Genomic DNA, 12,922 nt, shown 5'->3' on the forward strand with positions numbered 1-12,922 from the left:
AGCAACTACCTGTTTAGGAAGGGGCTTTGCAAATAGTTGCCTGGGTTAAGGAAACAGTATTACTTTGTAATTTTGGTGTTGCTCATGTCGTTTGGTGCTGCCGGTGCTCAAGATTCCGATACATTAATAGACAATGTCATCAATGCTGCAGAAGCAGGAAACCTAAAGGCCTGGTGTATCCTTATTGAAAACCCAGGACCAGCAAACCTTGACCGGATAACAAGGTCTATCCTTAACTTTCTCTCTATCATTCGGTCCGAAGAATATACTTCTCTCCGACCATTGAAATTAACCAATTTGTGTCTGTCAAGGCCTGAAGAAACCGTTTGTCATGGCTGACAAGCACCAGCGCTGCCGGGGTTTTTGACAATGCCCTCTCCAATCGTTCGATGGATTGCAGATCGAGATGGTTAGTCGGCTCGTCCAATACGATTAGCCATGGCCGCCATCTTAATCCCAAAGCCAGTAAAAGTTTGCGGGCCTCGCCGGGTGAGGGCAATTGACTGGCCAAGAGACGTTGGGGTCGAGAGCCGAGTCGGCTGACCATATTCATGACCCAACCCAACTCCACACCCTTGAGTTCCCGGGCCTGCTTCAGAACTGCTCGTGACCGCTGGGCTGATATTTCCTGAGGAAGATATAACAACCGGCCTTTCGGCATATCTACACTTGCCAGCAACGTCTTTATCAGGGTGGACTTTCCTGCCCCGTTCGATCCCTTCACAGCAATTTTGTCGCCTGGGCGAACCAGTAATTCTGGGTATATCAAATTTCGCCCCGGTCCCAAGGCAATGCTACCGGCTGATAATAGAATCAGGCCGTGCCTCCGGCAGACTTCGCCAGTGACCTCAATCCCGATGGGGTGCTCTTTACTAGGTCCAGTTTTGTTCAAACGCTGGCGGGCCTGGTTAAGCCGACCGGAAATCTGCCGCTGTAGCCGGCCGCGGGCTGCGTCCTGACCGCTGACTCGGGCCAAGTCGATTTTTGCCCGGCCATCGGAGTCTTTCCGGTTTAATTTGAGCTTGGAGCGCCTCGCCCCGGCCTGGGCCGCTTCCCGTCGCCGAGCTTCCCACGTCCGTTCCAGGCGGGCCACCTCCTTGGCCGCTTTTTGTTGCCGACGTCCTTTTTCTTTTTCTTCTCGTAAGACTTCCCGGCTGGCCCGGGTGTAACTGCCCGGGCGCAATATGGCCTGAGGAGGGTCGACAAACACAGTGCCAATGCACAGCCGGTCCAAGAGGTTTCGGTCATGGCTGACAAGTAAACCTATACCCCTGAAAGCCCCCAAGGCGTTCAGGAGTACATTTTGGGCCTGATTATCTAGATGATTGGTGGGCTCATCTACAGCCAGCAAGTCAGGCCTTTGGTATAAGGCTGCCCCTATCTGGAGGCGTTTTCGCTCTCCATGGCTTAAATCAGGCCAACGGTTCGGCCACTTTTCATCCAATCCCAGCCGGACCCTGATCAACATCGCTTCACGGTCCGACGCACCCATCAGTAACTCCAAACCATCCGGCGGGTGGTCGGTGCGTTGGGGACAATAAACCGCCAAGGAGGGCCCGCTTACCGAGCCGGCCACCGGTGTGAGTTGACCGCAGGACAGACGCAAAAAAGTGCTCTTTCCCGCACCATTGGCGCCCACTACACCAGTCCAACCAAGCCCTAAATGAAGGTCGATGTTTTGGAAAAGTAATTCCGGGGACGCATCGTAACCGAAATCCACACTTAAGAGGCGCAAGAGGTTTCTTGACATACTTAGGCAGCACCTTTCAAAACAAAAGCCGCCTGGGCTGAAAGCCTCCAGCGGCTATGCTGCCTGGGGCGGGATGGAGCTCCCGCCATATTATGAGGCCGTAATAGGAAACACCGCTTGTAAGGGCTTCCCGCCACCCGTGCGAGCTCTTCCCGAAGCCAGCCGTATATAAAAAAAGGCATTCGGGATAGTTAACGAGAAGGGGGTAAGATTTATTTAACGGTTGTTTCTCATTCGGCTCTATTGACTCCTCTTGGCTAAATTTAATTCAAGTCAATGTAGCATGAATTATCTGAAATGAAAATATTCAATGCTCGGAGGGAGTATTTTGGCTGGACCACCGCACCCCGGGTCAGGCATACTTTCTTGGTGCTCAAAAGGCGGATTAAACATGACCGTCCAAATCAGCCTTAAGCAAGCCGCCAAACTGTCCGACAAATAGGGGGCGCCGCTCCTGGGGGGGATGGATGTACATATCTTTTTGTTATCTGAATATCCGTCCAGGTTAAATTGAGTGACGCCTGCCCGCCAGGTTGATGTTTCATTTCTCATTAGGGGGGATCAATGAAAAAATCCATCGTACTCGTGTTTCTTCTTTTCTCCGCATTGGTATTTTCAACAAGCGTTGCTCTTGCTCAAGAAGTGATTCAATCCTTTTCCGGAAACGGCTCAAAGAATACCAGGCCGTTCACCGTTCAAGACGGTTGGGAAATCCAGTGGGATGCAAGGGGAGCTATCTTCCAGGTATTTTTGCATAATGCCAATGGTGAAATGGTCGGGGTTCCGGCCAACCAGCAAGGCGCCGGTAAAGGAGCCAGCTACCAGGCCAAAGGTGGAAAATACTACCTGATGGTCAATGCGGTTGGGCCTTGGAAGGTAAAACTCGTGAATTTATCCAAACAGGCCTCTGCCCCAAAAACAAAACCCAAACCTGGATACATCGCCAGCTTTAAAGGCAACGGGGCTAAGACCACCCGGCCTTTTGAAGCGCCAAACGGTTGGGAAATTCAATGGGATGCAAGGGGGGCTGTCTTCCAGGTATTTTTGCATAATGCCAATGGCGAAATGGCCGGGGTTCCGGCCAACCAACAAGGCGCCGGTAAAGGAGCCAGCTACCAGGCCAAAGGTGGAAAATACTATCTTATGGTGAATGCCATGGGCGCCTGGAGGATTAAGATTGTGAAAGTGGATTAAAGGAGATTGTGATAAAAAAGCAACTTTTTGCGAAGGTATTGATTCCTGCTTGGCAGTGGCTTTTTCCTTTGCCCTGGTGCTGCTCGAAGAAGGACATGGGTCCTGATGGGCAAACCTGTTTTGCATGAATACTCAAGGTAGTTTTTCATTTTAACCAATTTCAGCCTCAATGGTGAAATTGGTTCGGGATTCATGATCTTGATAACATGTGTGATTCGTAGTCATCTTTTCTACCGCATTGAAAGGATTTCTACGAATCACACACCTAAAATAGACCTGAATTATTCTAAACGATGAGCTTATTTCTTGTCCAAAATGTTCCTAACTGATGTGAGCAGATCATCAAATTTGAACGGTTTGGTTACGTAAGCCACCTCTCCTGCTTCTAAGTTTTTTATCAACTGAGTGTCAGCTGGATAACCACTTGCGATTAACAGTTTGAGTTGGGAATTTATATCCATCAGAGCCATTGCCGCCTTGGCCCCGCCCATGCCGGGCATGCCCAGATCCATGATCACTAAATCAATGGCAGGCCCTTCGGAGCGGTAAAGCGCCAAGGCTTCCTCACCGCTATTTGCCGTGAACACCTTATAGCCCCTGCTGGTTAATATTCTCGCACTTATCTGACGCAAGGGTTCCTCATCGTCCACCAATAAGATGGTTTCCGTTCCGTGCAGATCTGTATTTACGGTACGATTTTCGTTGGAGTACGCCTCGAAGCTTTTTCTCTCGATGATATTCAAATATAATTCGAAGATCGTTCCCCGGCCAACTTCGCTTTGGCAATAGATATAGCCTTTGTGGCTCTTGGCTATGCCGTATGCCGAAGCGAGCCCCAGCCCGGTGCCTTTGCCTATCTCTTTGGTGGTGAAAAATGGGTCAAAAATATGTGCTAAGTGCTCCTTTTTAATCCCGTGTCCAGTGTCCGCTATTTTAAGGAGCGCATAATGTCCAGGAAGCATTTCCGGGTGTTGATTTTTGTTTCCCTTTTTCACCTCGGTTGCGCATGTGCTTAGGGTTAATCGTCCACCGTCCGGCATGGCGTCTTTAGCGTTAGAAGCCAAGTTCAGCAGCGCCTGTTCAATCCGGACCGGATCCCCAAGCACTACCGGCAGAACTTCACTTAGTTCGCAGTCGATCTCAATCATTTTAGGCAAGGTTCTCTGGAGGATGACCTGAGTGTTTTTTACTACTTTATTCAGGTCGATGGGCTTTAATTCCAGTTTCTTTTTACTGCTAAAAAGCAAGATTTGCTGTATCAGCTCTTTGGCCCGATGGGCGGCAGCCAAAATTTGCTCAACGTCGTTTGGTGCGACCTTACCGTTTTGAGCGTCTTCGTGGATTATCTCCGCAAAGCCTGAAACCGCCGCCAACATGTTGTTGAAATCGTGGGCTATGCCTCCCGCCAGTGTGCCTACGGCCTCCATTTTCTGTGCTTGTCTGAGTTGATCCTCCAAGCGGCGACGGTCGGATACGTCGCGCAGGAAGAAAACGAACTCGTTTCCGCCTTCATCCTCTTTAAATTGGACGCTGATTTCAACATCGAAGAGACTGCCATCCTTGCGTCGATGTCGGCTCTCGAAACAAGCGCCGCCATGTTTCATCGCAGTGAATGTCAATTTGGCTATATCATCGGCGGTTTTGTTGGTGTCGAGCTGATGAACCTTCATTGAAAGGATTTCATCCGATTCATAACCGCTCATCCGGCAATAGGCTTGGTTGACTTCCAGAATATTTCCGCTGGTGTCTGTGCGCCAGAATCCATCCAACGCGGTTTCAAGAATGCGCTTGTGATACTCTGCAGTTGCGCGCATCTCCTTTTCGGCCTGGACCAATGCTGTAATGTCACGTGAAATACCTAATACAGAGGCCACGCGGCCATCTTGATCAAACTCAGGGCATACACGCCAATCCAAGACTAAATGCCCTATTGTACTTTCCCACTCGGAGGTCGCCTGCAACGGCTTTCCGGTTGCAAATACCTCTTTGATCGAGTTTTCCCAAAATTCACACAGTTCAGGCGGAAAACCCAATTCGCGATGGGTGCGCCCCTCAAAATCCTCCGCGCTTATACCTGTGACTTGGCAAGAGGCCTGATTCACGTACAGATGGCGTCCCACCCGGTCGTAACGTGTTATGTAATCCGGACTGTTTTCAGCCAGACTGCGATATCTGGACTCACTGTTTCTTAAATCCTCCTCCGCCCGTTTTTTTTCAGAAACGTCTTCGGCAGATCCCATGATCTGCTTACATCGGCCTTGTTCGTCTCGTAAAAACACTACCTCTCTACTTCGCAGCAATATCCAGCGCCCCCGGGCGTGCCTGATGCGGTATTCAAGCTCCAGCATTCGCCCGTCCGGGCTTTCCGCCAATCGTTGGTGGTATTTAGCCACTATGGGCATATCATCAGGATGCAGCATCTTGGTTGAAAAGAACTCGCCTCGTTGTTTGAGTTCTTCAGAACTGTAACCCAATGCCTCAAGCATTCTTGGATTGCAGTAGATTAAAGTGTTTTTTTGTAAATCGTAAATATAAATGAAGGTTGGAGAAGTCTCCAAAATGCTGTTGGTGAAACCCTGGGATCGGCGTAGTTCGTCTTCGGCCTTTTTACGCTCGGTGATGTCGCGGGTCACTCCCACGACACCCGTCAATTGACCCTCCTGCCCTATAACAGGCGAAGCGATGAATTCGATCCACATTTTCCGGCCATTTTTATGGAATACCGGAATCATTGACTGAACTCCGCCTTCATGGAGATTCCGCCGCATTTCTTCAGAAAAACTTGAGATGATTCCTTTAGCGTCTGGATGAACGAACTTGCCCCATTCCATAGCATCCCACTCTTCGCTGGTGTACCCGAACATTTTTTCCGTAGAGGGGGACAGATAAGTTAAGTTAAATTCGGCATCCATGATCCAAATGCTGTCAGAGGTGTTTTCCGCCATCAGGCGATAGCGCTCCTCGCTGGCCTTGAGTTCTTTAGCCACGCGCTTCTGGTCGGTAATATCCAGGATGCTAATCAGCACCATTTTGGCGCCCGGGCGGTTTATGAGGCAAGTGGAGATTAACAAATCCAGGTTTACAGCCCGCTCCCCGGCCATCACTTTTAGGCTGCTTTCCTCATTTGTGACAGACTGCCCGGTGGAGAGGGTATGCTCCACCCGCGTGCGTATGGGACATTGGGCGCATTCCGCTTTGTTGCCGCAGCCTTCTCTGCCAAAAGAATTTATACAATTCAAGGCCTGCCCACCCAGGAGCCCCAGTAAATCCTCCTTGGACCGCCCTAGCATATTTTCTCCGGCATGATTTACGTTCACCACTCGAGCGTCCGCATCGATCAATATCAAGACATAGGGGGCACTGGCGAAAATTGCCTTCAAATTTTCGTTTTTAAATTTGATGTCTTTTTCGGCCAGCTTGCGGCCGGTGATATCGATAATGACTGAGTGCAGCAGAGTTCTACCTTGTAGGCGCACAGGGCCGGAGTGGACCTCTACGTCACGCACCTCGCCGGAATTGAGGCGGTGACGGAATTGAAAAACAAGGCAATCCCTTTGCTTGGCACGCTTCATCTCATCAATCACCGCTTCCGGCGACAGTGTGTTTATATCGTGAATTTTTTTGGTTCTGATCTCCGATAGGGAATAGCCATAGAACCGGCAGGCTGTTTGATTGGCATCCACGATGAGCCCGTCTGATGGGTCTATGATCAACTCTGGGATATGATTGGTTTCGAAGATGGTTCGGTAATAAGACTGGCTTTTGGTTGGCTTATCCACGGTGCCTTTGAGTTTCGTGAATGAGGTCATCCAGATGGCCGCCGCTGCCTCAGCAACATATTTACCGGTTAATAAACGCGGGTCGGTCAAAAGATTGCTTGACTTAAGATATCCAAACGGATCTTCAACTTTTTTTGTATAAATATCGGCATCATCGTCTACCATAAGTGACTTTTGTCGGTGCATCGCCCCAGTCTGATCAATTGGCAAGTGCGCTGGTTTGTTTGCCCGCATGGCCTCGCCACTCCATAAGTGGACGCCCTGTCGGTTTCCTCTGCCTAAATAAAATCCATAGAAACCGTATTCATTTTCCACCATCATAGTTGGCCTTTTCAAAGCGTGGTCTAAAATGGTCTTGGGGTCTGCGCCCAAAAGCTCGGCAACCCTAAGACAGGGCATGGGTCTCTGATAACTCCCGGTCCGTGCTGAAGACGGGCCGTGGGTTGAATCCACAGCATGCGCCTGCCGCTTTTTATCAGATCTTTATGAACCTCCTTACTCTCCCAATACGCCTAATCACTTTGGCCGGACGGGATCCAAAGGCCTTATTGCCGCCTGTGAGTGATTTCTTGCTGAAAACACAACAAAAACTATCATTGTTTTGATTGTTTTAAGCATAGTAGCCCACTCGGATAGTCTCAGTCAATCTTCCGGAGTCTCCTGTTTAGCCGGTGCATGGCCCCCAACCCAGCATGGTCGATAGGGTTGTTTAGCTGCATGCCCGCTAAAACGATGGATGACCAATCGAACAGGTCGTGGAATCGGTCTTGATCTATCTACTGGGACATATTTCTGCGATTGGGGGCATTAGTCTGGTGGTGGGTTTCAAAATGAGGAGGGTCCGCTGGCATGAGGATGGGTTTATCTTCAGGGTCAATTCCATTATTCTATAGGACTTAGCGGCGGTTATCGGCCTTTGGTGGAAGCGCCGGTTTTAATCGCCCTGGCAAAGAAGGCCCCCGGGCCCCGAAAACAGCATTTCTCTCATGTTAAAGAAATCCCACTCGGGGTCTGCCATGTGTCCTACAAACCCTGATGGTTCATAGGAGGGCTGCCGCGAAACAAACCTTGACCCCGGAGTTGCCGACGCCAGGACGGCTGGTTTGACCTTGGGAATATCTGAACTGGCTATCGGCTCAGGCGGCTTGGTTTTCGCTTTCATCTTCGCCGCCAATGCTCATGATGAATGGCTCCCTGTCCTTATCATCAAACAGGTAGAAGTATTTAGCCACTGCCGCCTCGGGATCTTTTTCATAGGCCTCGGCGAATTCCGTGTGCGCTTCAATGGCCTCTTTGATTTCGGTGTGAACCTGGATATCCACGAAACGGTCACGCATATCCGGATTGTCCTCAAAATACTGCTCAATGGCCTCCTTGTCCGGGTGATCCCCCACCACCCGAACCGAGCCGTCCCGGCCGGTGGTCAATTTGAACTCGGTGCCCATGTCAATGCCTGCCGACTTCAGCCCATGTTTCAGGTCGGCCTTAAATTCCTGAGTTATCTTTTCCAGGTTGTTTAACATGTAGGTCATGTGCTCCATGATATCATCACTGATGTCAAGAAGATTATTGCCTCCTGGGACATCTTTTCCGGCAATATCGTCCGCTTCACCGGACCTGGAATACGCGTAAGCCTCAGCGGAAATGCTGACTTTATCGGTCTGGCCGACTGTAACATTTTCGGATGGGTTGGTGGATTTTGCTCTATTAACCGCATAGTTATAGGTGGCTGCTTGAACAGTGCCGCTGCCGGTAATGCTGTCTATCATACTGAACCCTCCCCCGGGCTGTTAATTATGCAAACCCATGGCTTGCATAATTAATGCCTGGAAGGGAAAGCTGATAGCCGCCACCATGAATGAGCTGAACGCACCCCTGCCGCCGGGGCGGTTAATGCTATAGTTTCCATATATTGCCACAGGACACTTTGCGCATGCCGTCCAATATACGCCTGGCTCCGCCTTTGACATGCTTAAAGGCGCGCCGGCTTTGTGGCGCAAGGGGGGGGGCGCCGCCGCCAGCTTAGTCGCCTGCCCATGGCTGAGTGGGTCCGCGTCGGCGTTGAAATGGGGGCGGTTGGCCGCGTTCCGAATACGCCCGGCCTCCATTCCAGGGCGTTCAGGAAAAGTCCCGGGATCAGCTTATGGAGGATGCCTCGGAAAGCCGGATTGTTCCACAACTGGCCACCGGTGGTGTTTTCATGGCCCGCCTACCAAGTGAACTCCGTGGGGGGTAATTTCAAAGGGTGGCCAGGGCCTTGATAACCTCTCTCAAATCCTGGTGGCATCTGGTCTTGATATGAAGGTTCAGGCTAAATACGCCTCATCCTGGATCTGCAGGAGAAAAGAGGCTCAGTCTGCTGTTCATAACTCATGAACTGGCCTTGCCCAAAAGGTGGCTGACCGAATCGTGATGTTGGCCCAAGGGGAGTTTGAGCGGAGCTGATCCTGAAAGTTTTTTGCTTTAGTAGGAGAATTCTCCTGGGGCTGAGGCTTTTTTATTCCCCGGTCTCAATGGGGAATCCGGCCACACGCCATTCGGGAAAGCCGTCTTTTAATTTACGGGCCTTGAAACCTGCGTCGCGCAGCACCTTAAGGGCCATGTAGGCCAACTGACAATACTGTCCCCTGCAATAGACCACTATCTCTTCATCAGGGGAAAACTCGTGTAATCTTTGGGACAGTCCCTCATAGGGAACCTTTTGGGCCCCCTTGATGTGGCCGAAACCATATTCCAGTTCAGGCCTGACATCGAATATCACCGCGGTGCCTTGATCGATCCTTTGCAACAGCTCCTCGCGGGTCAGCTGTTCGATGCCGTCCGGGTCGGTGAATTTTTCGCGCACCATTTTCTCGGCCTCGGCCAAATTATTTTGGGCGACCCTGCGAAGAATTGAGAACATCTCCACAATTTCATCGTCAGATAGACTATAGATCACCCGTTGGCCACTCTGGCGGCATACTGCCAGACCGGCGCGGCGCAGTTGCTGCAGATGGTGCGAAGTGTTTGCCACGGACAAATCGGCAAACTTGGCCAATGTCTCAACATCCCGTTCACCTTGGGCCAATAGCTCCAGTAGTTCCAGGCGGTTGGCGTGGCCTATGGCTTTTCCGACATTGGCAAACTGGTTAAAGAGCAATTGTTTTTCATAGCTTCGCGGCATGTTGTGGTCAGACCTTTAGCAATTGGGCTATAAGGGGTTAATAAGATTACCTATTTTATCTTATGAATACAAAGCGGCTTAGTCCGGGCAGCCGGTCATGGGGCACAAGCGGCGGCTGCCTGGGATCATCAATGTGCCTTGAGCTAGGCCTTGGGACTGTCCAGTCTGGCAAGATGTGGCTTAATATCCAGCACCGGTGTTCCATCCAAGGCGTCCACTCCCTTAACTTCCAGGCGATTTTCATTTATAGATAAAACCTTAACCAATGTCATGCCTATAGGCGCTGGGCGGTTGGGAGAGCGGGTGTTGAAAAGACCGGTTTTGTGTTTGCTTTCTCCCCCGTGAGGATAAAAGTACAGTTCCGGCTCTTTGGCGTGATTAAAAAAGCTGAACACCCAGATGTGGGCCCCGGGCTCCACTCCGGTCAGTCCCCTGGCCCAGCGAGGGTCCAGTTCGATCTCACCATTGATGCCGCCTTCTATCCCCTGCCGGGGGGCATCCTTGGGGTTTTTAATTGGGGTGTGCCATACTCCGATGGTATTCAAAATTGCCTCTGCCATGTTTGTCCGGCTCCAGGGATATTTTGGTTTAAAATTTTAATTCCTGGCCAATAAAAGCAACGCCTACTGGTGTGAATGAAATTGTGTCCCGCGAATCAGTCCCGCCAATAAGCGACATGTTCTAATTCTTTTGCAAGATACTATTGTGGATTAAAACGTTCAAGCAACTATTTGAAAGAAGTTGTGGAAGAGGAGGACCTCGAGTCTTGCAATATCCTGCTATGAGGCCCAAAGCCCCTTAGGGATAACTTAAGCCTGCCCTGCCAATTAAAATGATCTGTTTGACTAAAAACCTCTTATCCGGAAGGCCATGGCTCTTTTTAAAAATCAAACAAATTGATTTTTCCCATATGGCCACCGGCCATTAAGGTCGGGTGCTAAGGCGCTTCAGCAGGGCAATGCCCCGCCAGCCGATCGACGGATTCCAAAATACCCTGCAAAAGCCGAATGGCCTCTTTTAATTAAGACAAGTAAAGACCAGTACACAAAAAAGCTCTTAGAAGATCTTAATCACCTAAAACTAACAAATACTTGTTTATTACTTCTAGATTACATGCCGTAATTCTGGCATGCTTTAAGACGTTGCCTGATTTTTCTTTCAGATGAATGAACAACGTCTTTGGCAACAAAAAGTCCGCTAACCTTAAGAATGTGAACCAAAAGCCGGAGACATCATATGCATATACGACTTATGCGTTTGGCTATAGCAATTTGCATGATTCTGGTTATGGCCCTGCCTTCCATGGCCGCAAAAACGGATTACCCGGAGGTGGTCTTTATTCTTGATGCTTCCGGCAGTATGTGGGGCAGGGCAGGCGGTGTTCCCAAGATAGATATAGCCAAGAAGGTCATGGCCAAGGCAGTGCCCGGTTTGCCCAAAGAGGTGCGGGTGGGGCTGGTTGCCTATGGGCATCGCCGCAAGGGTGATTGCAAAGATGTGGAAATCTTGGTGAAGCCGGGGTCGCAAGACCGCGACGGCCTTTTGGCCAAGGTTAAGAAACTGAGTCCAAAGGGAAAAACACCGCTTGCGGCATCGGTTATGCAGACTGCCGAGATGCTTAAGTCCAAGGAGAATGAGACAACCATTATTTTAGTCTCCGATGGCATTGAGACCTGTCATGACGACCCTTGCAACTCCATAAAGAAATTAAAGGAAAGCGGTATCAAGTTCATTTTGCATGTGGTTGGCTTTGATGTTGATCAAAAGGGCAAAAAGCAACTTGAGTGCCTGGCCCAGGCTGGGGCCGGAGAGTATTTCACTGCCTCGGATGCAGATAGCCTGTTGGCTGCCCTGAATAAAGTCAAAGTTGAGGTGGCCCGGAAAGTTGAAAAGGCCAAAAGTAAAAAGGTCAAGGCAAAGAGCCGGTTGGGTAAGCTTAAGATCAGCATGCCCAAGGATTCTTCCAAAACCCTGGCCGGGGTGCGTATTGTAAGGGCAAAGGACAACAAAAAGATCAAGGAAACTCAAAAAGCGGAAGGCACCCATCCCCTTTTGGCGGGGAAGTATAAGGTGTTGTTGCTATATGCCAACACAAACTACAAAGTGGCCGATCAGGTAAGCATTGGTGAATATGAAGTGGTCGGCGGGGAGACCACCGAGATTAATCTTGGCGCGCTGGCCATCAACATAGCCGAGCCTCTGGGAAAAGTGGTTACCGGGGTGGAGCTGATGGATCAGGATGCCGAAAAGCGTTATCTGCTTCATTTTGATGATAAAAATGGATACTATATGTTCCGTAACCGGCCTTTGCCAAATGGAACTTATTCCCTGGGCTTCCAATTGGGGAGAAACGAAAAACCTTCGACCTTGTACAGAGATATAAAGATTGAACCGGGCAAGACCACTGTTCAGACCGTGGATTCCGGCATTCAGCTTAAAAAAGCGCCAAGTGCCGATGTGCAGGCCTGGAAGCTGACCAAGGCAGGTAGTGATGAAGAGCTGTTTACCATTGCCCGGCGCTGGGATAATGACTGGCCTATTTGGCTGGCAATGCCTGCACCCCCCGGAACCTATGACCTGTGGGTGAAGACCAAGGGAATGGAAGATTTTTTACCGGTGGGTGAGGGCATTGAGATTAATAAAGGTGAGACCCTCAGCTTTGACACCGGTCTATAGGGATTCCCCTTTACGGACTGCCAAGCCCGATGGCCTTGGCGGTATCAGGCGATTCTAAAGGGATTGGCTCCCAAGTTTGGTTGAGAGCACACCTAATAAATTTATTTTACGAATGATGTAAGTCGGGGAGTCCAGTAGGGCTCCCTGACTTATTTAACAGTTTGATTTGTCGGGATAAAAATAGGCTGAATTTAGAGAACGCAGGTTATCTAGGTGTAGTTGCTAAGCTATGCCACTGAGGTGGAACTGAGGCTTTTGGTGTGGCCGGTTTGAGACGGCAGTTTTTGTAACGTGATTGAATCTGCGGCCTGAAAGGCGACTGAAAGGACTTCTCCGTGATCTTGAGCGCCGATCAGGTCG

The 12,922-nt window shown here is 50.1% G+C and carries 7 protein-coding genes; 2 read left to right on the forward strand and 5 right to left on the reverse strand.

Translation table 11 applies throughout. The features are described from left to right. Positions 1–247: 247 nt before the first annotated feature. Entirely contained in the window at positions 248–1,750 is a 1,503-nt protein-coding gene (locus tag X474_RS07610) for an ATP-binding cassette domain-containing protein (protein ID WP_044347867.1), read from the reverse strand. Positions 1,751–2,314: 564 nt separating this feature from the next. Between X474_RS07610 and X474_RS07615 the strand changes: the two genes are divergently transcribed. Beyond that, positions 2,315–2,944, forward strand: coding sequence for a glycerol-3-phosphate dehydrogenase/oxidase (locus X474_RS07615; RefSeq protein WP_044347869.1), 630 nt, complete (start codon positions 2,315–2,317; stop codon positions 2,942–2,944). Between the two features lie 299 nt (positions 2,945–3,243). Here X474_RS07615 and X474_RS07620 read toward each other — a convergent pair whose 3' ends face one another. The 4 genes from X474_RS07620 to tsaA all read right to left on the reverse strand — a co-directional run bounded on the left by X474_RS07620 (position 3,244) and on the right by tsaA (position 10,446). Then, complete coding sequence (locus tag X474_RS07620) at positions 3,244–7,122, reverse strand: PAS domain S-box protein (protein WP_044347871.1); 3,879 nt, start codon at positions 7,120–7,122, stop codon at positions 3,244–3,246. Positions 7,123–7,859: 737 nt separating this feature from the next. After that, entirely contained in the window at positions 7,860–8,492 is a 633-nt protein-coding gene (locus X474_RS07630) for a hypothetical protein (RefSeq protein WP_052514981.1), read from the reverse strand. A 728-nt stretch (positions 8,493–9,220) separates the two neighbouring features. Further along, entirely contained in the window at positions 9,221–9,886 is a 666-nt protein-coding gene (locus tag X474_RS07640) for an ArsR/SmtB family transcription factor (RefSeq protein WP_044347874.1), read from the reverse strand. A 143-nt stretch (positions 9,887–10,029) separates the two neighbouring features. Beyond that, entirely contained in the window at positions 10,030–10,446 is a 417-nt protein-coding gene (gene tsaA / locus X474_RS07645) for a tRNA (N6-threonylcarbamoyladenosine(37)-N6)-methyltransferase TrmO (RefSeq protein WP_044347875.1), read from the reverse strand. A gap of 676 nt (positions 10,447–11,122) precedes the next feature. On the opposite strand from tsaA, the gene X474_RS07650 reads away from it, so the two are divergent. Next, entirely contained in the window at positions 11,123–12,562 is a 1,440-nt protein-coding gene (locus X474_RS07650) for a vWA domain-containing protein (protein WP_052514982.1), read from the forward strand. The last annotated feature ends 360 nt before the right edge of the window (positions 12,563–12,922 follow it).

The sequence above is a fragment of the Dethiosulfatarculus sandiegensis genome (assembly GCF_000931935.2).
GTDB classification, from domain to species: Bacteria; Desulfobacterota; Desulfarculia; order Desulfarculales; family Desulfarculaceae; genus Dethiosulfatarculus; species Dethiosulfatarculus sandiegensis.